This window comes from Rhizobium sp. Root482, assembly GCF_001426565.1.
Lineage (GTDB): Bacteria > Pseudomonadota > Alphaproteobacteria > Rhizobiales > Rhizobiaceae > Pararhizobium.
This window is the reverse complement of record NZ_LMFA01000026.1, coordinates 256894-279281: the sequence shown is the minus strand read 5'-3', so window position 1 is coordinate 279281 and position 22388 is coordinate 256894. Positions and strand designations below refer to the sequence as shown.

General features: G+C 64.1%; 22 protein-coding genes. 9 read left to right on the top strand and 13 right to left on the bottom strand.

Translation table 11 applies throughout. The features are described 5' to 3' along the window. Window positions 1–4: 4 nt before the first annotated feature. Window positions 5–406, top strand: coding sequence for a winged helix-turn-helix domain-containing protein (locus ASD31_RS24190; RefSeq protein WP_056340203.1), 402 nt, complete (start codon window positions 5–7; stop codon window positions 404–406). Here ASD31_RS24190 and modC read toward each other — a convergent pair. Genes modC through modA form a run of 3 tightly spaced genes read right to left on the bottom strand, consistent with a single transcriptional unit; the run spans window position 381 to window position 2972 of the window. Continuing rightward, the gene (modC, locus tag ASD31_RS24185) at window positions 381–1457 is read right to left on the bottom strand and encodes a molybdenum ABC transporter ATP-binding protein (RefSeq protein WP_056340200.1); all 1077 of its coding nucleotides are present in this window, start codon (window positions 1455–1457) and stop codon (window positions 381–383) included. The genes ASD31_RS24190 and modC overlap by 26 nt on opposite strands. Further along, window positions 1454–2155 carry a molybdate ABC transporter permease subunit gene (modB, locus tag ASD31_RS24180; RefSeq protein WP_056340725.1) on the bottom strand — a complete coding sequence of 234 codons (702 nt, stop codon included), beginning with the start codon at window positions 2153–2155 and terminating at the stop codon, window positions 1454–1456. Before modB ends, modC begins: the two co-directional genes overlap by 4 nt. Window positions 2156–2180: 25 nt before the next feature. Continuing rightward, entirely contained in the window at window positions 2181–2972 is a 792-nt protein-coding gene (gene modA / locus ASD31_RS24175) for a molybdate ABC transporter substrate-binding protein (protein WP_056340197.1), read from the bottom strand. A gap of 192 nt (window positions 2973–3164) precedes the next feature. Between modA and ung the strand changes: the two genes are divergently transcribed. Beyond that, the gene (gene ung, locus ASD31_RS24170) at window positions 3165–3860 is read left to right on the top strand and encodes a uracil-DNA glycosylase (RefSeq protein ID WP_056340194.1); all 696 of its coding nucleotides are present in this window, start codon (window positions 3165–3167) and stop codon (window positions 3858–3860) included. A 42-nt stretch (window positions 3861–3902) separates the two neighbouring features. Here the strand turns inward: ung and ASD31_RS24165 are convergent, their stop codons facing one another. Both ASD31_RS24165 and ASD31_RS24160 read right to left on the bottom strand, forming a co-directional pair. After that, window positions 3903–5171, bottom strand: coding sequence for an HlyD family type I secretion periplasmic adaptor subunit (locus tag ASD31_RS24165; RefSeq protein WP_056340722.1), 1269 nt, complete (start codon window positions 5169–5171; stop codon window positions 3903–3905). Between the two features lie 52 nt (window positions 5172–5223). Then, window positions 5224–6996 carry a type I secretion system permease/ATPase gene (locus ASD31_RS24160; protein WP_274534277.1) on the bottom strand — a complete coding sequence of 591 codons (1773 nt, stop codon included), beginning with the start codon at window positions 6994–6996 and terminating at the stop codon, window positions 5224–5226. Between the two features lie 275 nt (window positions 6997–7271). On the opposite strand from ASD31_RS24160, the gene cobF reads away from it, so the two are divergent. From cobF to ASD31_RS24135, 5 genes are all read left to right on the top strand, one after another. Continuing rightward, window positions 7272–8042 carry a precorrin-6A synthase (deacetylating) gene (gene cobF, locus ASD31_RS24155; RefSeq protein WP_056340189.1) on the top strand — a complete coding sequence of 257 codons (771 nt, stop codon included), beginning with the start codon at window positions 7272–7274 and terminating at the stop codon, window positions 8040–8042. Between the two features lie 113 nt (window positions 8043–8155). Then, window positions 8156–9523 (top strand): precorrin-3B synthase, encoded by a 1368-nt coding sequence (cobG, locus tag ASD31_RS24150; protein ID WP_056340186.1) that lies wholly within the window; start codon window positions 8156–8158, stop codon window positions 9521–9523. A 2-nt stretch (window positions 9524–9525) separates the two neighbouring features. Beyond that, a complete protein-coding gene (locus ASD31_RS24145; protein ID WP_056340183.1) occupies window positions 9526–10158 on the top strand; it encodes a precorrin-8X methylmutase in 633 nt (210 codons plus the stop codon). Next, window positions 10155–10892 (top strand): precorrin-2 C(20)-methyltransferase, encoded by a 738-nt coding sequence (locus tag ASD31_RS24140; protein ID WP_056340180.1) that lies wholly within the window; start codon window positions 10155–10157, stop codon window positions 10890–10892. The genes ASD31_RS24145 and ASD31_RS24140 overlap by 4 nt, the downstream gene beginning before the upstream one ends. Further along, a complete protein-coding gene (locus ASD31_RS24135; RefSeq protein ID WP_056340178.1) occupies window positions 10889–11653 on the top strand; it encodes a precorrin-3B C(17)-methyltransferase in 765 nt (254 codons plus the stop codon). The genes ASD31_RS24140 and ASD31_RS24135 overlap by 4 nt, the downstream gene beginning before the upstream one ends. Here the strand turns inward: ASD31_RS24135 and ASD31_RS24130 are convergent. Then, window positions 11617–12387 (bottom strand): cobalt-precorrin-6A reductase, encoded by a 771-nt coding sequence (locus tag ASD31_RS24130; protein ID WP_056340175.1) that lies wholly within the window; start codon window positions 12385–12387, stop codon window positions 11617–11619. The genes ASD31_RS24135 and ASD31_RS24130 overlap by 37 nt on opposite strands. Here ASD31_RS24130 and ASD31_RS24125 point away from each other — a divergent pair. After that, window positions 12386–13621: a bifunctional cobalt-precorrin-7 (C(5))-methyltransferase/cobalt-precorrin-6B (C(15))-methyltransferase gene (locus ASD31_RS24125; RefSeq protein WP_056340173.1), complete on the top strand. Its 1236-nt coding sequence runs from the start codon at window positions 12386–12388 to the stop codon at window positions 13619–13621. The two genes, ASD31_RS24130 and ASD31_RS24125, sit on opposite strands and share 2 nt — an antisense overlap. Window positions 13622–13646: 25 nt before the next feature. After that, window positions 13647–14405, top strand: a complete 759-nt coding sequence (cobM, locus tag ASD31_RS24120) for a precorrin-4 C(11)-methyltransferase (RefSeq protein ID WP_056340170.1) — start codon at window positions 13647–13649, stop codon at window positions 14403–14405. A gap of 7 nt (window positions 14406–14412) precedes the next feature. On the opposite strand, the gene mnhG is transcribed toward cobM, so the two are convergent. The 7 genes from mnhG to ASD31_RS24085 form a co-directional block, all read right to left on the bottom strand. Further along, on the bottom strand, window positions 14413–14793 hold the full coding sequence (gene mnhG / locus ASD31_RS24115; protein WP_056340167.1) for a monovalent cation/H(+) antiporter subunit G: 381 nt from the start codon (window positions 14791–14793) through the stop codon (window positions 14413–14415). After that, entirely contained in the window at window positions 14790–15071 is a 282-nt protein-coding gene (locus tag ASD31_RS24110; RefSeq protein WP_056340164.1) for a K+/H+ antiporter subunit F, read from the bottom strand. Before ASD31_RS24110 ends, mnhG begins: the two co-directional genes overlap by 4 nt. Next, a complete protein-coding gene (locus ASD31_RS24105) occupies window positions 15068–15547 on the bottom strand; it encodes a Na+/H+ antiporter subunit E (protein WP_056340161.1) in 480 nt (159 codons plus the stop codon). The genes ASD31_RS24110 and ASD31_RS24105 overlap by 4 nt, the downstream gene beginning before the upstream one ends. Before the next feature lie 4 nt (window positions 15548–15551). Continuing rightward, window positions 15552–17177: a monovalent cation/H+ antiporter subunit D gene (locus tag ASD31_RS24100; protein ID WP_413813832.1), complete on the bottom strand. Its 1626-nt coding sequence runs from the start codon at window positions 17175–17177 to the stop codon at window positions 15552–15554. A gap of 7 nt (window positions 17178–17184) precedes the next feature. Next, window positions 17185–17520: a Na+/H+ antiporter subunit C gene (locus ASD31_RS24095; RefSeq protein WP_056340155.1), complete on the bottom strand. Its 336-nt coding sequence runs from the start codon at window positions 17518–17520 to the stop codon at window positions 17185–17187. Further along, complete coding sequence (locus tag ASD31_RS24090; protein WP_413813836.1) at window positions 17520–20447, bottom strand: monovalent cation/H+ antiporter subunit A; 2928 nt, start codon at window positions 20445–20447, stop codon at window positions 17520–17522. Before ASD31_RS24090 ends, ASD31_RS24095 begins: the two co-directional genes overlap by 1 nt. Window positions 20448–20691: 244 nt before the next feature. Next, window positions 20692–22107, bottom strand: a complete 1416-nt coding sequence (locus ASD31_RS24085; RefSeq protein WP_056340148.1) for an efflux transporter outer membrane subunit — start codon at window positions 22105–22107, stop codon at window positions 20692–20694. Window positions 22108–22388 lie beyond the last annotated feature (281 nt).

Genomic DNA, 22388 nt, shown 5'->3' with positions numbered 1-22388 from the left:
CCGCATGAGCACCAAAAGCGCCCCTGACCTGACCCCGGTTCTCAGGATCGATTTCCCCCATGCCGAGAGGCTTGGGCGCGGCAAGATCATGTTGCTCGAACTGATCCGCGAGACCGGTTCGATCTCGGCGGCGGGTCGGGCGATGGACATGTCCTATCGGCGGGCCTGGCTGCTCGTCAGCGCGCTCAACCGGATGTTCAAGGAGGACGCAGTCTCCTCCCAGCGCGGCGGCAAGCAGGGCGGCGGCGCCATCGTCACGCCCTTCGGCGAGGAATTGATCCGCCGGTTCCGGTCGATGGAGGAGAGGATCGAGCAGGCGCTGTCCGATGATATTGCCTGGCTGGAGGAAAACCGCGACCCGGAGGCGCCGGTCGAGCCGATCATATATCCAGCGCGACGCTCTTGACGATCGCATGAACCCGCATGCCGGGCCTGAGGCCGAGCATGTCGCGCGACAGTGTCGTGATCCGGGAAACGATCGTAACGCCACCGCAGTCCAGCCGGATATCCACCGATCCCTCCACCGGCATGCCGATCTGGACGATCGCGCCGGGAAGGATGTTGAGCGCGCTCAGCCCGTCCGGCCGGCTGGTCGCCAGCATCACGTCGCGAGCGGCGATTTGCAGCCGCACCGGCTTTCCGATCATCGCGCCTGTCAGATGCGGCATGCGGATCAGCACGCCACCGGCGCGGATCGTGGTGATCCCGTGCTCACCGTCGGCCGCTTCGACGGTCCCGTCGATCAGGGCGCCTGCCTCCCGGCGCTCGACGGTCGAGAGGGCAGATGGCAGGCTGAGCATGGCGGCCGCATCGCCGGCGGCGCTGACGCGGCCGTTCTCGAGAATGACGACTTTGCCCGCCAGCCGCGCCACCTCGGCGACCGAATGGCTGACATAGATGATCGGCATGTCCGCCTCGTCGCGCAGGCGCTCCAGATAGGGCAGGATTTCCGCCTTGCGCTCCTCGTCCAGCGCCGCCAGCGGCTCGTCCATCAGGAGTAGGCGCGGATTGGAAAGCAGCGCCCGGCCGATGGCGACGCGCTGTTTTTCGCCGCCGGACAGATTGGCCGGCGACCGCTCCAGAAGCGCGCCGATGCCGAGCAGATCGACGATCCGCTTGAATTGCGGCCCCTTTGATTTGCGACCGGAAAACCAGCTGCCATAGCCGAGATTGTGCCTGACGCTCAGATGCGGAAACAGGCGCGCCTCCTGGAAGACATAACCGAAGCGGCGCCTGTGGGCAGGCACGAAAATGTGTCTGCCGCCGTCGAAAAGCACGTCGTCATCGAGAGCGATGCGGCCGGCATCGGGTTTCATCAAGCCGGCGACGATGTTGACCAGCGATGTCTTGCCGGATCCGGAGCGTCCGAAAAGTGCCGTTACGTCCCGATCGCAGGAAAAGGCTGCGTCGATGGAGAAGGCCGCCAGCCGATGACGGATATCCACGGTCAGGGTCATTGGGTTTCCGCCTTCCGCGCGGCAAGGTTTGCAAGGACCTCCGAGACCATGAGGGCAGCCATGGAGACGGCCACGGAGATCAGCGTCAGCCGCAGCGCGCCTGCCTCGCCGCCGGGAACCTGGGTAAATATGTAGATCGCCGAGGACAGGGTCTGGGTTTCGCCGGGAATGTTGGAGACGAAGGTGATGGTTGCGCCGAACTCCCCCATCGCCTTGGCAAAGGCGAGGATCATGCCGGCAATGATGCCGGGCAGGGCAAGAGGCAGGGTGACGGTAAGGAAAACCCAGGCGGGGCCAGCGCCAAGTGTGGCCGCCGCCTGCTCCAGCCGGCGATCGACCGCTTCCACCGACAGGCGGATGCTGCGCACCATCAGGGGGAAGGCCATGATGGCGCAGGCAAGCGCAGCGCCCGTCCACCGGAAGGAGAAGGTGATGCCGGTATATTCGGCCAGAAAGGCGCCGATCGGGCCGCGCCGGCCAAATAGGATCAGCAGCAGAAAGCCGGTCACCACCGGCGGCAACACCAGCGGCAGATGCACCACGCCGTTGAGAATGGCTTTTCCCCGAAACTTTCCGCGCGCCAGAAACATGGCGATGGCGATGGCAAAGGGCAGGCTTGCCAGCATCGCGACCAGCGAGACGCGCAGGCTGAGTCGGACCGCCATCCATTCCGCCTCGCTCAAGACGAGCCAGTCCAGTTGCAGCAAGCCCAATGGATGCCCCTTATTTCAGGATGGTGAAGCCCTGCGCCTGGAAGAGCGCTGCGGCCTTGGCGGATTTGAGGAATTCGATATAGCCCCTGGCGTCTGCATTGTCGCTATCGGCGGTCATGGCGATCGGATAGACGATCGGCGGATGGCTGCCTTCGGGGAAGGTGCCGACGATCTTCACGCCGTCTTCGGCGGCGGCATCGGTCTCATAGACGATGCCATAGGGCGCTTCGCCCCTCGCAACCAAGAGCAGTGCGGCGCGCACATTCTCGGCGCCTGCCACACTGCCCTCGACGGAAGCCCAGACACCGAGCTTTTCAAGCGCTGCCTTGCCGTATTTGCCGGCCGGGACCGATTGGACGGCGCCCATGGCCAGCTTTTCGTCGCCGAGGAGGCCCTTCAGGTCGAAATTCTTGCGAATATCGATTGGCGCTGCATCCTTGTTTCCCGTCACCAGAACGAGACGGTTGCCGAGCAGGTTGCCGCGCGTTTCCTCGCGAACAAGGCCCTTTTCGGAGAGATAATCCATCCAGGCGAGATCGGCGGAAATGAAGATATCGGCCGGGGCGCCCGCCTCGATCTGCCTGGCCAATGCCGAGCTTGCGGCATAGGAGGCGGTGGTTTCCTTGCTTGTCTCCACCTGCCAGGCAGCATTCACGGCATCGAGCGCGGTCTTCAGGCTGGCGGCTGCAAAGACGGTGACTTTGTCCGCGGCGGCAGCCGGGCAGGACAACCCTGCTATGCCCAGGCAGAGAATGCCAAGTGCGATAAGATATTTCGGCGTGGTTCGGCGTCCGGCGCGCATGCGGCCTCCCATTTATCGAACTGTCCCGACAGATATAACGGTATGGACGAAATTGACCAGCGTTATATTTCTATAAACATATTGATTCTCCTTTACCGGAAACCGAGATTGTCGCTTGTCATCAAATGCCGCGGCGTTAGATTTTGCCGAGCCGTGGATGATCGGAATTGCAAATGAAAGGCCGTTGACGCGATGGAATCGACCGTGAAGATCGGGGAAAGCTGGAAGGCGGCGTTGGAGCCGGAATTTTCCAGCCCCTATATGGCCGAGCTGAAGCGATTTCTTGTTCAGGAGAAGGACAGCGGCAAACGGATTTTCCCGAGGGGAGGCGAATATTTTCGCGCGCTGGACCTGACGCCGCTCGAGTCCGTTCGGGTCGTCATCCTCGGGCAGGATCCCTATCATGGCGAGGGGCAGGCCCATGGCCTGTCCTTCAGCGTCCAGCCGGGCATCCGTCCGCCGCCGTCGCTCGTCAATATTTATAAGGAATTGCAGGGGGATCTCGGCATTGCGCCCGTCCGCCACGGTTTCCTCGAAAGCTGGGCGCGCCAGGGCGTGCTCCTGCTCAACAGCGTGCTCACCGTCGAGCGCGCCATGGCCGCGTCGCATCAGGGCAAGGGTTGGGAGCGTTTCACCGATGCGATCATCCGCGCCGTCAACGGGCAGGACCATCCGGTGGTCTTCATCCTCTGGGGCGCCTATGCGCAGAAGAAGGCGGCCTTCGTCGATCCGGCCCGCCACCTCGTCATCCGGTCGCCGCATCCCTCGCCGCTATCGGCCCATAACGGCTTTTTCGGCACCAGGCCCTTTTCCCGAGCGAATGATTTTCTTGTCTCGAAAGGCCGCGAGCCGATCGACTGGGCGCTGCCGGCCGATCCCGAGGCATAGGTTCGCGCCGGGCCTGTTAGGGTGGCGCGGCCTGCCATTCCGTCATTCCTCGCGGAACGTGTGCTTCATCTGCTCGGTCAGCGGCTTTGCCAGATAGGACAGCACGGTCCGGTCGGCGATCTTGATGAACACTTCGGCCGGCATGCCGGGATAGAGCGTCAGTCCCTTAAGGGCGGCGAGACTTTCCGGCTTCGGCTTGATGCGCAGCGGATAGTAGCTCATGCCGCTGCGCTCCTCGGTGACGAGATCGGGCGCAATGGTGACGACTTCGGCCTCGACGATCGGGGTCGTGTGCTGGTTGAAGGCGCTGAAGCGAATTTCCACCGGCTGGCCGAGACGGATCTGGTCGATGTCATGCGTGGCGATCTTCGCCTCCACCGTCAGGCTGTCGGCGCCCGGCACGACCAGCATCAGCACTTCGCCCGGATGGATGACGCCGTTTACCGTATGCACGGCCAGCTGGTAGACCCGGCCGTCAAGCGGCGCGCGGATGTCGATTCGCTTCAACTGGTCCACGGCAGCGATGCGGCGGTCTTCATATTCGGAAATCTTGCCTTCGATATCCGTCAGTTCCTTGGCAATTTCGGTGCGGCGGTCTTCGTCGAGCTGCAGGATCTGCAGGTCGATCTCGCTGGACCTGCCGGCGGCCTGGGCGCGGGCGGCAATGCGGGCACCGCGATCGCCCTCGAGCTGGGCGCGGTCACGCTTCAGCTCGGTCAGCCTCTGCATGGAAACGAGGCCTTGGCCATAGAGCTTGTCGAGGCCGGTCAACTCCTCGCCGATCAGCTTCAGCGCATCGCCGATGGCGCCGATCTGCACCGTCAGCCCCTTGGTCTCCTCGGCAAGCTGGTCCTTGCGCGAGGCGAGCTGGCTTTTCATGCCGGCAAGCGCGTTCCTCCGGCTGATGAACAGCTTGCGTTCGCTCTCTTCCAGAACGGAGCCGGGCGTGCTCGCGCCAGACGTCAATTCGTTGAGGTTTTCGGGAATGATGAAATTGTCCGAACCCAGCTGTTCGGCAAGCAGGCGGGCCCGGCGGGCATAGAGCTGCGCCAGGGTATTCTCGACGATCGACAGATTGGCGCGCACGGTGGTGCCGTCGAGCTTGAGCAGGATCTGGCCTGCCTTGACGGTCTCGCCTTCCTTGACCAGCACCTCCTCGACGATGCCGCCCGTCAGATGCTGGATCTTCTTGACGTTATTCTCCACCACGACCGTACCGCCGGCGACGACGGCGCTCGACAATTCCGTGGTCGCGGCCCAGCCGCCGACGCCGACGACCAGCGCCAGCGCCAGCACCGTCACGGCAGTCATGTGGCGCCCGAGCGAGCGATGGGCGCTCAAAGGCTTTGTTTCCAGAACGGGTTCAGGCTTTTTCACGATCAGACTCCTGTCCGTCGCCGACGATCTTCAGCGGCTTCGGGCTTGCCGTTTGCGCGCGGTCCTTGCGCAGGATCTGCGTCAGCACCTCATCCTTCGGCCCGAAGGCCTGCATCCGTCCCTCGTTCATCATCAAGACCATGTCGGCGGCGGCAAGCGCGCTCGGCCGATGGGCGATGACGACGACGATGCCCCCACGCGCCCTGACACTCATGATCGCTTCGCTCAAGGCCTGCTCGCCCTCGGCATCCAGGTTGGAATTGGGTTCGTCGAGAACGACCAGGAAAGGATCGCCGTAAAGCGCGCGGGCGAGCGCCACGCGCTGGCGCTGGCCGGCCGATAGCGACGCGCCGCCTTCACCGATCTCGGTCTCGTAGCCGTTCGGCAACTTGAGGATAAGATCGTTGACGCGGGCCGCCCGGGCCGCCGAAACGATCGCCTCCGAGGAGGCATCTTCGCTGAACCGGGCGATATTCTGCGCAACCGTGCCGGCGAACAGTTCGACGTCCTGCGGCAGGTAGCCGATATACTGGCCGAGCCGATCGCTGTCCCACTGGTCGAGCGCCGCGCCATCGAGACGCACGGAGCCACGGAAGGCCGGCCAGATGCCGAGAAGCGCGCGCGCAAGCGACGATTTGCCGGAGGCGCTCGGACCGATGACGCCAAGCGCGCTGCCGGCGCGCACGGTGAAATTGACATCGGCAAAGGTCAGGCGCTGGGCTCCGGGGGGGCCGCCGGCCAGGCTTTCGGCGGTCAACCGGTCGCTTGGAACCGGCAGTTCCAGCGGCGGTTCGCGCTCCGGCAGGGCCTTCAGCAGTTCCTTCAGTCGCTGCCAGCTCTGGCGGGCCGATACGAAGCCGCGCCAATTGCCGATTGCCAGTTCGACCGGTGCGAGCGCCCGCGCCGTGAGGATAGAGCCGGCGATGATGATGCCCGGCGAGGCCAATCCCTCGATGACGAGGACAGCGCCCGTGGCAAGCACGGCCGATTGCAGCGCCATGCGGAAGACTTTCGACAATGCGCCATAGCCGTTGCCGACATCGGAGGTCTGACGGTTCTGCTCGCGATATGTGTTGTTGCGTTCCTCCCAGAGGTGCGACATGCGACCGAGCATGCCCATGGCCTGCATCACTTCGGCATTGCGCTGGGAGGATTGCGCAAAGGCATTGCGGTGGCTGCCGGCTTCAGCGGCCTTTTTCGAGGGGCCCTGCGTGCCGCGGTTGGTGAGGAAGGTCAAGGCGATCAGGATCACCGAACCGATGATCGAGACGACGCCGATCATTGGATGGAACAGGAAGCAGATGCCGACATAGAAGGGCAGCCAGGGCAGGTCGAAGAAGGCCGCCGGGCCGGCTCCCGACAGGAACGAGCGGACCTGGTCGAAATCGCGCAGAGCCTGCAATCCGTCGCCCTGGGTCCGCAGCTTCAGCGGCGCCTGCACGACGGTGCGGTAGATGCGGCCGCTCATCGCCTCGTCGAGGGCACCGGCGATACGCACCAGCATGCGCCCGCGCACAAGCTCGAAAGCACCCTGGAAAGCATAGAGCAGCAGCGCCAGAAGGCAGAGCGCAATCAGGGTGGGGATGCTGCGGCTGGGCAGGACGCGGTCATAGACCTCCAGCATGAAGAAGGAGCCGGTGAGATAAAGGACGTTGACGAGCGCGCTGGCAAGGCCGACGCCGACAAAGGCCATCTTGCAGTTTCTCAGCGCCTCGCCCGGATCGGACGCATTCGCTTTGCCGTTTGCATGATACGTCACTGTTGAAACCCTCGCGAGACGCTCCCCGTCTCAAATTGAATAGACCAATGTGCCATAAATTCTTAAAATCTGCATCAGTCCCGCGGCTGTCACCTCGGGAACAGGTTACCAGGCGAAATATCGCCGTCATACTGGAACTGGCGGGCCATTGCCACGGTTTCGTGCGTGCCTGCTAAAATAATCGCCGGCAGGTGAGGCGGAAGTGTGGGGTCGCCGACGCTTGCATCGCTTCGTTCGATCGGCGAAAGACGCCTATTGTAGGGCAGGGGAAGCGAATGAAAACGATTCTGGTCATCGGTATCGGCACGGGCAATCCGGAACATATGACCGTTCAGGCCATCAACGCGCTCAATCGGGCCGATGTGCTGTTCATTCCCACCAAGGGCGAGGCCAAGGCCCAGCTTGCGACGATCCGCCGGGATATAGTCTCGCGCTACGTGACCCGGCCGGACGGCCGGCTGGTAGAATTCGCGGTCCCGGTGCGTCAGACGGCGGATCGGTCCTACGATCAGAGCGTCGATCAATGGCACGCGGCGATTGCCACGGCCTATGAGCAGCTTCTGACGGCGGAACTGGGCGAGGGCCAGACCGGCGCCTTCCTCGTCTGGGGCGATCCGATGCTCTATGACAGCACGATCCGCATCATCGAGCGCGTCCGTGCCATGGGCTCCGTCGATTTCGACTATTCGGTCATCCCCGGCATCACCAGTATCCAGGCGCTGGCCGCCAGCCACAGGATTCCGCTCAATCTCGTCGGCAAGCCGGTGGAAATCACCACCGGGCGGCGACTTTCGGAGAGCTTTCCGGCCAGAAGCGAAACGGCGGTGGTGATGCTCGACGGCGAACAGGCCTTCCTGCAGATCGACGATCCGGAGGCGCGCATCTATTGGGGCGCCTATCTCGGCACGCCGCAGGAGATCGTCGTTTCCGGCAGGCTTGCCGAGGTGAAGGAGGAAATCGTCAAGACCAGGGCCGAGGCCAGGGCGCGCCACGGCTGGATCATGGATATCTACCTCCTGCAGAAGGGCGCGGATTTCGAGGCGTGACCGGTGTCTGTCCGGCAAGGCGCGCGCCGGGCGACAATCGGCCGGTTTGTCTGGTCTGTGGAATGCTGTATGGACGGAGGCGCAATTTGCCATTGGGAGAGAGTGACGCCGCGATGACGATCTGTGCCGCAGCAGGGGAGGGAAAGGCCGGGCCTCGTTTGTCGATGCGGCGCGGCGCCTGTCCGTCGCTTTCGGCGCCGATGGCAACCGGCGACGGATTGCTGGTGCGGCTTCGGCCCGCAAACCCGGGCTTGACGCTTCGCGAACTGGCCGAGATCGCCGATGGGGCGGAGTTTTATGGAAACGGCATCCTCGAAATTACCGCCAGGGGAAATCTGCAGATCCGCGGGCTGACGGCGGAAACCGTGCCGCTGCTTTCCGCGAAGATCAGAGAAACGGGGATAGAAATCGCCGAAGGGCTGGCCGTGGAAGTGCCGCCTCTCGCGGGCCTCGATCCTTTAGAGATCGCCGACCCCCAGCCTCTTGCCACCCGGCTGCGTGCTGCCAGCGCAGCCCGCCATCCGCCGCTGGTGCTCGCTCCCAAACTATCGATCACCGTCGATGGCGGCGGGTCTCTTCACCTGGGCGAGATCACCGCCGATATTCGCCTGCGGGCGGTAGCGGGCGGCAAAGAACCAGCCTGGCTGCTCTCGCTTGCCGGCACAGAACATACGGCTGCCCGGATCGCGGTCCTCGGTGAGCCGGCCGTCGTGCCGGTGGTCCTCGGCCTCCTCGAACGTCTCGCGACGATGGGCGAGGGCGCCCGGGGGAGGGATATCGATGCCGGCGCCTTGAAGGACCAATTGGGTTCCGCCGCCGATGCCGATGATATCGCGCCCTTGGCATCAGCATCCAGTCCCTGCGGTATTCACCGGATCGGAGCGGACCGGGTCGTTCTCGGTGTCGGACTGGCTTTCGGCCAGATTCGGGCGGGCAACCTCAAGGCTTTCATCAAAGCTCTTGCCAATCTGGGCGCGACGGACATCCGGCTCTCGCCCGGACACGGAATGATGGTGCTTGGGCTTCACCCGGAAAAGATCGCCGCCGCCCAGGCCCTGGCGGTCGGTCATGGCCTGCGGGTCTTTCCGGACGATCCGCGCAACCACATCGCCGCCTGCGCCGGCATCGGCGCCTGCGGCTCCGCCGGGATCGATACGCGCGCGGTCGCGCAGATGATGGTGGAGCGGGCACCGGCGCTGCTGGATGGTTCGCTGACGGTCCATGTCTCCGGTTGTGCCAAGGGCTGCGCGAGACCGGGGGCATCTCCGCTGACGATCACGGCAGCGCCAATAGGCTATGGGCTTGTCGTAAATGGTGCCGCTTCCGCAGCGCCGAACGCCTACATCGAGGAAAATACCATGGAAGCCGCGCTCGAACGCCTCGATGCGCTGGTGCGGCGGCGCAAACGGGCTGGCGAATCGGCACGCTCCTGCCTTACACGGCTTGGAGCGGAGGTCGCCGCCGCGGTTCAACGGGAATAGAAATGCCTGATTACGATTACATAAGGGATGGCGATGCCATCTATGAGCGCTCCTTTGCCATCATCCGCAGCGAGGCCGACCTTTCCCGATTTTCCGAGGAAGAGGCCGATCTTGCCGTTCGGATGGTGCATGCCTGCGGACTGGTGGAAGCGGCGCAATATTTCGAATTTTCTCCCGGTTTCGTGCCCGCCGCCCGTCAGGCCCTGAAGAACGGCGCGCCGATCTTCTGCGATGCCTTCATGGTTTCCCATGGCGTCACGCGCGCGCGGCTTCCGGCCGGCAATGAGGTGATCTGCACGCTGCGCGAGCCGCAGACGGCCGAAATCGCCCGCGAAATCGGCAATACTCGTTCGGCGGCGGCGCTGAAGCTTTGGGGCGAGCGGATGGGGGGATCGGTGGTTGCGATCGGCAATGCGCCGACAGCACTGTTCTACCTGCTGGAACTCCTGCGCGACGGCGCGCCGAAACCGGCGGCGATCATCGGCATGCCGGTCGGCTTTGTCGGTGCGGCGGAATCCAAGGATGCGCTGGCCGAGAATTCCTATGGCGTGCCCTATGCAATCGTGCGCGGCCGTCTCGGCGGTAGCGCGATGACGGCGGCGGCGATCAATTCGCTGGCGAGGCCGGGCCTGTGAGCGCTCGTCCCGCAGGCAGGCTGATCGGCGTCGGCACCGGTCCGGGCGATCCGGAACTTCTCACCCTCAAGGCGATCAAGGCGCTGGAGGCGGCCGACGTGCTTGCCTATTTCGCCAAGGAAGGCCGGCGCGGCAATGGACGCGTAGTGGTCGACGGCCTGTTGAAGCCCGGCCTCTTGGAATTGCCGCTCTATTATCCGGTCACCGTCGAGATCGACAAGGATCACGACGACTACAAGAGCCAGATCACCGGCTTCTACGATACCTCGGCGGCAGCGGTCGCCGCCCATCTGGAAGCGGGCCGCACGGTCGCCATCCTCAGCGAAGGCGATCCGATGTTCTACGGCTCCTACATGCATCTGCATGTGCGGCTGGCCGGTCGGTTCGCCGTCGAGGTCATTCCCGGCATCACCGCCATGTCCGGCTGCTGGTCGCTGGCGGGCCTGCCGATCGTCCAGGGCGACGATGTCCTGTCGGTCCTGCCCGGCACCATGGCGGAAAGCCAGCTTGTCCGGCGTCTCGGCGATACGGAAGCCGCCGTGATCATGAAGGTCGGCCGTAACCTGCCGAAAATTCGCCGGGCGCTCGCCGCCGCCGGCAAGCTTTCGCAGGCGCTCTATGTCGAGCGCGGCACCATGGCCAATTCCGCCATGGTCCCGCTTGCCGAAAAGACCGACGACCAGGCGCCCTATTTCTCGCTGGTGCTGGTGCCCGGTTGGAGGGACAGGCCATGACAGGTACGCTTTATGTGATAGGCACCGGTCCTGGCGGCCCCCTGCAGATGACGCCGGAAGCCTCGGACGCCGTGTCGAAATCCACCGATTTTCTCGGCTACGGCCCCTATCTCGACCGTCTTTCTCTGAGGCCTGACCAGAATCGCATCGCCTCCGACAATCGCGAGGAGCTGGACCGGGCGCAGGCGGCGCTGGTTCGTGCCGCTGCGGGGGGCACTGTCTGCGTCGTCTCCGGTGGCGATCCCGGCGTCTTCGCCATGGCGGCTGCCGTCTGCGAGGCGATCGACAATGGACCGCAGGAATGGCGTGCGATCGATCTCGTCATCCTGCCCGGCGTCACCGCCATGCTTGCCGTCGCCGCGCGTATCGGCGCGCCGCTCGGCCATGATTTCTGCGCCATCTCGCTGTCGGACAATCTCAAGCCCTGGGATGTCATCACCCGCCGCCTGGAACTGGTGGCGGAGGCCGGCCTGGTGATCGCGCTCTACAATCCGATCAGCAAGGCGCGGCCGTGGCAATTGGGTGCGGCCTTCGACATTCTGCGGGCACATCTGCCGGCCGAGACACCGGTGATCTTCGGCCGTGCCGCCGGCCGCCCGGATGAGCGCATGCTGGTCATGCCGCTTGGCGAGGCCGATGCCGGCAAGGCCGACATGGCCACCTGCGTCATCATCGGCTCGCCGCAGACGCGGATCGTCGAGCGCCCCGGCAAGGCGGATCTCGTCTATACGCCGCGCTTCATTTCCGGGGAGAAAAGGTGATCGGCCAGTTCGAGTGCATCTTCGACGGTAGCGACCGCGCGGATATCGGCCGGCTGCCGGCGCTCGACTATCACCACCTTGATGCCCAGCGCCCGTGCCGCGGCAATCTTGCCATAGGTGGCCGCGCCGCCGCTGTTCTTGGCGACGATCACCTCTATCCGGTTTTCCGCGAGAAGCGCACACTCGGCCGCCTCCTCGAAAGGGCCGGTTGCCAGCAGGTAGCGCGCATCGGCAACGGCAAGCGGCGGCGCGACCGGATCGACGCTGCGGATCAGGTAACTGTGCTGCGGCGCCTTTTCGAAATGGGAAACCTCCTGCCGGCCGATTGCCAGGAAGACCCGTCTTGGATTCTGTCCAAGGGCTGCAACGGCCTCAGGGATGGACGGGACGCAGGTCCACAGATCGCCGGGCTGCCGCTCCCAGACAGGGCGGCGAAGCGCGAACAGCGCGATGCCGGTCTGCTGCGCGGCAATAGTCGCATTGTCGGAAATCCGGGCGGCGAAGGGATGGGTGGCGTCGATCAAAAGGTCGAAATCTCCGGCCTTGAGAAACACTGCAAGACCATGGGCCCCACCGAAACCGCCGCTGCGGCTCGGAACAGGCTGGGCCATGGGCGTCGCCGTGCGACCTGCCAGCGACAGCAGCAGCTCGCAATCGCCGCGCTCCGCCAGCGCGGTGGCGAGCTGGCGTGCTTGGGTGGTGCCGCCAAGGATCAGAACGCGGTGTTTGCTCATGAGTGACGATCGGGTCCCTGACGAAAATAGTCCCTGGCTGACGGTGATCGGCCTTGGAGAGGATGGTTTAGCGGGTCTCGGCGACGAGGCCAAGCGCTGCATCGCGGCTGCCGCCGTCCTCTTCGGCGGGTCGCGCCATCTGGAGCTTGTCGCACCTTTGATTGCCGGCGAAAGCCATGTCTGGCTCAGCCCCTTCGAGCGCTCGGTCGAGGCCGTGCTTGCGCTCAAGGGCTCGCCCGTCGTGGTGCTCGCCTCCGGCGATCCCTTCTTCTTCGGAGTCGGGGTGACGCTGGCCCGGCATGTCCCTGCCTCCGATATGCGGGTTCTTCCGGCGCCGTCCTCCTTCAGCCTTGCCGCGTCGCGTCTCGGATGGGCCTTGCAGGAGACAACGACCATTTCCCTGCATGGCCGCCCGGTCGATCTGATCCGGCCGCACCTCCAGCCCGGCAGCCGTATCCTGGCGCTGACCTCGGATGAAAAGACGCCACAGGCCTTGGCCGGGCTTCTCACCGAAAGCGGATTCGGCCAATCCCGACTGACCATTCTCGAAGCTCTGGGCGGGGCCCGCGAGCGCGTCACCTCGCTGATTGCCGAGGATTTCTCCCTTGGCGGTATCGACCCCTTGAATATCTGCGCCGTGGAAGTGGTCGCGGGTAAGGGCGCTCGCGTGCTGCCGCTGGCAGGCGGCCTCGACGATGGTCTCTTCGAGCATGACGGCCAGATCACCAAGCGCGAGGTGCGGGCGCTCACCCTTTCGGCGCTGGCGCCGCGCCGTGGCGAATGCCTGTGGGATATCGGCGCTGGATCGGGCTCGATCGGCATCGAATGGATGCTCCGCGATCCGGCCATGAAGGCGGTTGCCATTGAGGGATCGCCGGAACGGGCGCTGCGCATTCGCCGCAATGCCACCGCCTTCGGCGTGCCTGGCCTCATCGTGGTCGAGGGCACGGCGCCGGCCGCACTGGCCGGCCTGCCGCGACCCGATGCCGTCTTCATCGGCGGCGGCGGCAGCGAAGAGGGCGTGATGGCGGCGGCGATCGCAGCGCTTCTCCCCGGCGGCAGGCTGGTGGCCAATGCCGTGACGACACAGATGGAAGCGGTGCTTCTCGATCATCATGCGCGGCTCGGCGGTTCGCTCATCCGCATCGATATCGCCCGCGTTTCGCTGGTGGGCACGATGACCGGCTGGCGGCCGGCCATGCCGGTCACGCAATGGTCATGGGTCAAGCCGTGAAACCAGAATTTCAAGAGGAAGCAGCATGACCGTCCATTTCATCGGCGCCGGCCCCGGCGCGGCAGACCTGATTACCGTGCGCGGGCGCGACCTGATCGGGCGATGCTCTGTCTGCCTCTATGCCGGCTCGATCGTCTCGCCCGATCTCCTGCAATATTGCCCGGAAGGCGCCCGCATCGTCGATACGGCACCGATGTCTCTGGATGAAATCGAGGCGGAATATGTGCGAGCCGCGGAGGCAGGCGAGGATGTCGCCCGGCTGCACTCCGGCGATCTCTCGGTCTGGAGCGCCGTTGCCGAGCAGATCCGGCGACTGGAGAAGCATGGGCTCGACTTCACGATGACACCTGGCGTTCCGGCCTTTGCCGCCGCCGCCGCCGCGCTCGGACGAGAATTGACCATTCCGGCCGTTGCCCAGAGCCTCGTTTTGACGCGGGTGTCCGGCCGCGCCTCGCCGATGCCCAATGCCGAGACGCTGGTCGGCTTTGGCGCCACCGGAGCGACGCTTGCCATCCATCTGGCGATCCATGCGCTCGATCAGGTGGTCGAGGAACTGACGCCGCTCTACGGCGCGGATTGCCCCGTCGCCATCGTCGTCAAGGCGTCCTTCCCGGATGAGCGGGTGATCCGCGGCACGCTGGCCGATATCCAGGCAAAGGTCGCCGCCGACCCGATCGAGCGCACGGCGCTGATCTTCGTCGGCCGCACGCTCGGCGCCAGCGAGTTTCGCGAAAGCGCGCTTTATGACGCGGCCTATCAGCGCCGGTTCCGGGGTCGCGACTAGAAGCCGGTTAGATATCCGCTTCCGATGGGCTGGGGGTCTCTCCGGCCGCCTTGCGCGGCACCACTTCGCTGTCTTCGATCCGGTCGCGGTAAAGTGCCGCCTGGCCGAGCAGCATCAGCGTTACCGGCGTCGTCAGGACGATGAAGACGATGATCAGCACCTCGTGGAAGATCCAGCGGTTCTGCAGGACGGCAAAGGTGATCATCGAGGCGAGGCAGATCAGGACGGTGCCGGCGCTGGAGCCGAGCGTCGGCGCATGCAGCCGCCCATAGAACGTCTTCAGCCGGATCAGCCCTATCGAGCCGACGAGGGTAACGGCCGATCCGGCCAGAAGCAGGATGCAGACAGGAATGGCCGCCCAGAGCGGCAGGTCGGTCAGATGGGTCATTCGATCACCTCGCCGCGCATCAGAAATTTTGCAAAGGCGATCGAGGAGACGAAGCCGAGCAGCGCGATGATCAGCGCCGCCTCGAAATAGATCGAATTTGCGGTGCGTATCCCGAAGGTCAGCAAAAGCAGCATGGCGTTGATATAGAGGGCGTCCAGGCCGAGGATGCGGTCCTGCGCCCGCGGTCCGCGTATGACGCGAAACAGCGCGCATGCCATCGCCAGGCCAAGCAGGATCTGTGAGGCGAGGATCGACCAGATGACGAGAAGTTCGTTCATTCGAAAATCTCCTTCAGCGGGGTCTCGTAGCGGCTCTTGATCAGTTCGGCGAGCACATGGGCGTCATCGAGATCGAGGACATGGATCAGGAGCACGCTTGTCTGCCGGTCGAATTCGACCCAGGCGGTCCCTGGCGTCGCGGTTACGATGCAGGCGAGAAAGGCGAGGGCGTTTTCATCGCGAAGGCCGATGTCGATCGCCACGAAGCCGGGTTTCGCCCTGCCGCGCAGGATGACGCCGATCACCGCGATGTTGGAGGCAAACACGTCGACGGCCACATGTGCCACCAGCCTTGCCGCGGTGCCGTAGTGGCTCATCCGGGTTTTTTGCGGCTGGAGATTGACCATGGCCCAGGCGAAGGCGATGCCGAGCAGGACGCCGAGCAGGATATGGCCCGGCGAAAGCGACTGGTTGATCAGCAGCCAGAAGAGCAGAAGCGAGACCGACAGGAGCGGATAGGGGAACCAGTAGCGCATGCCTCTATTGCCCTCCCTGCGATCCAGCGCGCGGCGCCGTCGTCACCCGCCCGATATAGTTTTGCGGGTCGGCGAGTGCCTTTGCGGTCGCGTCCATGTAGCGCATGGCGGGGCCGGCCTGGAAGCTGAGGAAGAGACAGGCCGAAAGCAGCACCAGCACCGGGGTGATCTCGATCAGGAAGACGCGCGGGATGGTGCCCTCGATCGAGGTCCAGAAGGTACGGATGCCGACGCGGTTGAGCGCGATCATCGCGCTGAGGCCCGACAGGATGAGCAGCCCGACATAGGTCCATTCGGCGCCGGAGACCGGTTCCTGCCCGCCAAGGTCGCCGGGATTGAAAAGCCCGTGCAGCATGGCGAATTTCGCAAGGAAGCCTGAAAGCGGCGGCAGGCCTGAAAGAAGGAGGGCGCAGATGCAGAAGCACAGGCCGAGCACCGCCATGGTGCCGGGCACGGCTTCGCCTTCCTCCCGCTCCTCCTCGTTCTCGTCGAGGTCGCCATAGGCTTCCATGGTCACGGCGAGAACGTCGGCGCCGGCGTCGCGGGCACGTTCGACCAGTTCGATCAAAAGGAAAAAGGCGCAGATCGTCAGCGTCGAACTGACGAGATAATAGAGCGCGCCGCCGATGATCGCGCCGTTGCCGAGCCCGATCGCTGCCATGAGCGTTCCGGAAGAGACCAGCACGCAATAGCCGGCGAGCCTTCCCATCGCCTGTGAGGCGAGTACGCCGACCGTGCCGAAGCCGATGGTCAGCAGCCCGCCATAGAGCAAAAGCGGTTGCCCGAAGCCCATGGACGTTCCGGCATCGGGACCGAACAGCAGCAGCGACAGGCGAAGGATGATATAGATGCCGACCTTGGTGAGGATGGCGAAGATCGCCGCCACCGGCGGGGTTGCCGCCGAATAGGTGGCCGGCAGCCAGAACCCGAGCGGCCACATGCCGGCCTTGACGAGGAAGGCAATGCCGAGAAGGGCTGCCCCCGTCTCCATCAGCATGCGGCTCTCCGGCCCCATGGTCGATATCCGCAGCGCAAGGTCCGCCATGTTCAGCGTTCCGGTCGCGCCATAGATCAGGCTGACGCCGATCAGGAACAGCGAGGATGCGGCGAGGTTGATGGCGACATAGTGCACGCCCGCCTTCACCCGCAAGGGGCCCGATCCGTGCAGAAGCAGGCCATAGGATGCGGCCAGCATCATTTCGAAGAAGACGAACAGGTTGAACAGGTCGCCGGTCAGGAAGGCGCCGTTCAGCCCGGCCAGCATGAACTGAAACAGGGAATGGAAATGATAGCCGGCCCGGTGCCATCTCGCCATCGAGAACACCTGTGTCGCCAACGCCAGAAGGGAGGTCAGCACCAGCATCAGCGCCGACAGGCGGTCGAGCACTAGGGTGATGCCGAAGGGCGCCGGCCAGTTGCCGAGAAGATAGACCATGGCGCCGGACTGGCCCTCGTCCGGGGTCGCGGCGGCCTGCATCAGGGCGATGCCGATCACGAAGACCAGCACGGTCGAGCAGAAGCCGATGACGCCCTTCAGCATCTGGTTGCGCGCATCGACGGGGATGAGGCATGCCGCCGTGACGAGCGGCACAAGGATCGGCAGAATGATGAGGTGGTCGAACCAGTTCACGGCGGCGTCACTCCCTGCCATCGACATGGTCGGTGCCGGTGAAGCCGCGCGAGGCGAGCAGGATGACGAGGAACAGGGCAGTCATGGCAAAACCGATGACGATCGCCGTCAGCACCAGCGCCTGGGGAATCGGGTCGGCATGGGTCAAAAGCCCGCCGGTTCCGCCCGGCTCCAGGACCGGCGGCGCATCCACCCGCAGCCGTCCCATGCCGAAGATGAAGAGGTTGACGGCATAGGAAAGGAGCGAGAGGCCGATGATGACCTGGTAGGTGCGTGGCCGAAACAGCAGCCAGACGCCGGAGGCGGTGAGCACGCCGATGCCGGCGGAAAGAACGAGTTCCATTATCCGGCCTCCTTCGCTGCGGTTTTCGCGGCTCTCGCCTGGGCGCGCGGTGCGCGTACCGATTGGTGGGCGAGCGCGATCAGGATCAGCACGGTTGCGCCGAGCACCAGCGCAAAGACGCCGAGATCGAACAGGATGGCCGTTGCCAGCGGAATTTTTCCGATGACCGGAAGCGAAATGTATTGCGAATGCGAGGTCAGGAACGGATAGCCGAACACCCATGCGCCAAGACCGGTCGCGGTGGCGACCGTGAGGCCGATGGCCATCCAGCGCAAGGGGTGGATGCGCAACCGCTCCTCGACCCAACGCGTACCGCCGGCCATATATTGCAGGATGAAGGCGATCGACATGGCGATGCCGGCCGCAAAGCCGCCGCCCGGCAGGTCGTGGCCACGGAAGAACAGGAACGCCGCCAGCATGCCGATGACCGGGAACATCCAGCGCATGATGACCGAGGGAACGAGCAGGTATTCGGTAATGCTGTCGCCTTTCTTGCGATCGGGATGGTCGTCGTCGAAGGCGTTCTGGAAACGCTGCTGTTCCGGCGCCTCCAGGCTTTCGGTCGCCGGGCGGAAGCGCAGCAGAAGCGCAAAGACCGTCAAGGCGACAATGCACAAAACGCCGATCTCGCCCAAAGTGTCGAAGCCGCGGAAATCGACCAGGATGACATTGACGACATTGGTGCCGCCGCCTTCGCCATAGGCGCGTTCGAGGAAATAGCTCGAAATCGTCTCCGGAATTTCTCGGCGCATCACCGTATAGGATATGAGCATCATGCCGAGGCCGGCAAAGACGGCCATCGCCAGGTCACGCAGGCGGCGCAGCCGGACCGATATGGTCATCATGGCGGGATCGTCCTGGTTCTCGATCCGCTTCGGCAGCCAGCGCAGGCCGAGCAGGATCAGCACAGTGGTGACGATCTCTACCAGCAATTGGGTAACGGCCAGATCCGGCGCCGACAGCCAGACGAAGGTGAGGCAGGTGACGAGCCCGGCGCCGCCGAGCAGCACCAGCGATGCCAGCCGGTGGAATTTCGCCTGGTAGGCGGCCCCGACTGCGCAGGCCATGCCGACCAGCCAGATCAGGGCGAAGGCGGGGTCGATGCTGCGAAACAGGATTTTCGCCGGATTGAAGCCATGCGAGAAAAGCACGATTGTACCGGCGGCGATCGACAGGGCGACGAGGATGCGCATCTGCTGCTGCAGGCGGCGGGTACCGGCGCGCATCTCGATCGAGCGCGCCCATTTCCATGACAGCGTCACCAGGACGCGCTCGAAAATGCGCTGGCCTTCGAGACGCCGGAACAGCGGCGGCCCCTCGATGCTGGTGGCGAGATAGGATTTCATCATCAGGAACAACGCCGTGCCGCCGGCCAGCGCAATCAGGCTCATCAGCAACGGCACGTTCCAGCCATGCCAGACGGCAAGACTGTAGACCGGCGTGGCCTCGCCGAGCACCGATTGCACGGCGGTGTGCAGGAACGGCCCGACGGTGAGTGCCGGAATGACGCCGACGACAAGGCAGGCCAGCACCAGGAACTCGATCGGCGCGCGCATCCAGTGAGGCGGTTCGTGGGGTGCTTTCGGCAGGTCGTGCGGCGGTGGGCCGAAGAAGACGCTGTGGATGAAGCGCAGCGAATAGGTGACGGAGAATATGCTGGCGAGCGTCGCCACATAGGGGGTCACTGTGTCGAGGAGATTGTATTTATGCGTCTCGATCGCTTCGGCGAAGAACATTTCCTTCGATAGGAAACCGTTGAGCAGCGGCACGCCGGCCATTGCTGCGGCGGCGACCATGGCAAGCGTGGCGGTAAACGGCATGAATCTGAAAAGACCGCTCAGCCGGCGCATGTCGCGCGTGCCCGTTTCGTGGTCGATGATACCGGCGGCCATGAACAGCGATGCCTTGAAGGTCGCATGGTTCATGGTGTGGAAGATCGCAGCGACCGCCGCGAGCGGACTGCCGAGGCTCAACAGCGCGGTGATGAGGCCAAGATGGCTGATCGTCGAATAGGCCAGCAGGCCCTTCATGTCCTGCTGGAAGATGGCGAAATAGGCACCGAGCAGAAGCGTGCTCAGTCCGGCAAGGCCGACGATCCAGAACCATTGGTCGGTCCCGGCCAGAACCGGCCAGAGCCGGGTGAGAAGAAAGATGCCTGCTTTGACCAACGTAGCGGAATGGAGATAGGCCGAAACCGGTGTCGGTGCCGCCATCGCCTGCGGCAGCCAGAAATGAAACGGAAACTGCGCGCTCTTCGTCAGGGCCCCGAGCAGGATCAGAACAAGCACGGTCGTATAGAGCGGATGCTCGCGAATCACGTTGCCCGAGGCGAGCACGACGTCGAGATCGTAGCTGCCGACGATATGACCGATCAGGATCAGCCCGATGAACATGCAGAGGCCGCCGGTGCCGGTGACGGTCAGGGCCATGCGGGCGCCGTCGCGGGCCGCGGCGTTCTGGTGCCAGTAGCCGATCAACAGAAAGGAGATGATGCTGGTCAGTTCCCAGAAGAACGCCAGAAGAATGAGATTGCCGGAAAGGACCAGGCCGAGCATGGCGCCCATGAAGGCCAGGAACAGCGAGAAGAAGCGCGGCACCGGATCGCTGGCGGACATATAGTATCGGGCATAAACGACGACGAGCAAGCCGATGGCTGCGATCAGGATGGCAAACATCCAGGCAAAGCCATCCAGGCGCAAGGTGAAATTAAGACCCAGTTCCGGAAGCCATTCGACCGAGTAGCGCAATGCCTTGCCGGAGGCGATGACAGGATAGAGGCCGGCCGCGGTCGCCAGACAGAACAGCGCGATCGACCCCGCCAGCCAGGCGCTGACGGTACCTTTATGTGCCGGAATGCAGAGTGCGGCGATGCTTCCCACAAACGGCGCGAGAACGAGAAGAAGAAGCAATGTCGCCGCGATGTCTATCTGTCTGTTCCTCAAGGCTCCGGTTGGGAGGGATCACCGGGATCCGCGAATGCTGCGACAGGTGTCGCGGCCATGCCGTGCGCGATCTGGAATGGCGCGGGGCATTGTTTTTATGTCTGCTTTCCACCCGGATGCCAACCCCGCGATGGCGATAAATCGGCCGGTCCTTGAATAAAAAAGCGCGGCCGAAAGGATCGGCCGCGCCTGATTGAAATCTGCACCTTTTCCGCAAAGAGGAGGTGGCTTACTGGCCAACCGCCTCGATGCCCGATCCACCGCCAAGCGCGACGTTGAGGGCGACATAATTGTTGGCGAGATTGCGGATGCCGCTGGCAAGTGCGATGCGCGAGTTCGCAAGGTTGCGTTCGGCGTCCAGCACGTCGAGCAGCGATGTCGCGCCGCCCTTGAAGCTTTCGCGTGCCAGTCCGAGCGCCTGTTCGTAGGATGTCACCACTTTGCGCAGGGCAGCGATGGTCTGGTAATTGTTGCGCAATCCGACGAGCGCGTTCTCGACTTCTTCCACGGCGCTCAAGACCGTCTGCTTCCAGGCCAGATATTGCTGCTGCGCGCCGGATTGGGCGGCATCGATATTGGCTTTCAGGCGGCCGCCGTTGAAGATCGGCAGATTGAGGCTTGGTCCGAAGGACCAGCTGCCGACGCCGCCGCTGGCTGCCGAGGCGACGATGCGCGAGGCATCGATCGTGCCCGACAGGCTGAGGCTCGGATAGAGCTGCGATTCGGCAACGCCGATCTGCGCCGTGGCGGCGGCAAGCAGCCGCTCGGCCCGGCGGATGTCGGGACGGTTGCGGATGAGATCGGCTGGAACGCCGACCTTTGTATCGTAGCGCGGCGACGGCTGGGCCTGGCCCTTGACGAGGCTGGCGGTGACGGAGGTTGCCGGCAGGCCGAGCAATGTGGCGATGTGGTTTGCCGCCCGGTGGAAGCCGGTGCGGAAGCCGGGGATTTCCGCCAGCGTCGTATTGACCAGGCCTTCGGCCTGCACGACGTCGAGGCTGGAAGCAGCACCCGCCGCCTTGATGTCGTTTGTCAGCTTCAACGTTTCGCGCCGCGATGCCAGGCTCTTCTGCTGCAGCGCCAGGGCTTCCTGGTTATAGCGCGCCTCGATATAGGAGGTGGTCAGGTCCGATAGATAGGCAAGACGGGCGACATTGACGTCGTCGTAAGCCGCGTCGAGCGAGGCATTCGCCGATTCCTTGGCGCGGCGATATTGGCCGAACAGGTCGATCAGCCAGGAGGCATCCGCGCCGCCGCCGAAGGATTTGGTTTGGCTATGGTCGCGGCCGCTCGCATTGCGAGGATAGGAACCGTCCTGTCCTTCGACCGAGGCCGAGGCGCCGGCACCGACCTGCGGCAGGCCGCCGGCGCCTGCGATGACGACATTGGCCCGCGCTTCCATGATGCGCTCGATCGACTGCTGGACGTTAAGGTTTTCACCCAGGCCCTGGGCGACCAGGCTGTTCAGCTTCTTGTCGCGGAAGGCTTCCCACCATGGCGTCAGCGTTGTGTCGCTTGCCGTCGCGCTGCCGCCGGAGGAGAATTTTGCCGGCAGCGCCGCGTTCGGCGCCTGGTAATCGGGGCCGACCACGCAGCCGGAAAGGAGAAGAAGGCTCAACGGAAGGAGCGCTTTGATCATTTTCATCGGGGGTCCCCATCCGGCCCGTCTTGCGCCGGTAACAAACGATTCACTTTTTCGTCTTTACCATTTTCCGCGCCGCTTGCGAGGGGGACAATTGAAAAGTTCCAGGGGAAAGGGAACATCACCGGGGCAGTGTTTCCGATGTGCCACGGCCTGGGTATTGACGAAAAAATTTCAAGTCTGGCAGGGAAAAGTTTTAACGAAACCACTGGCGAAGCGTCTGGCCGTCCAGAAATTCCCGCTGCGCAGGGAGGTGCCAGCGTTTCGCGCCGGCGCGAATCATC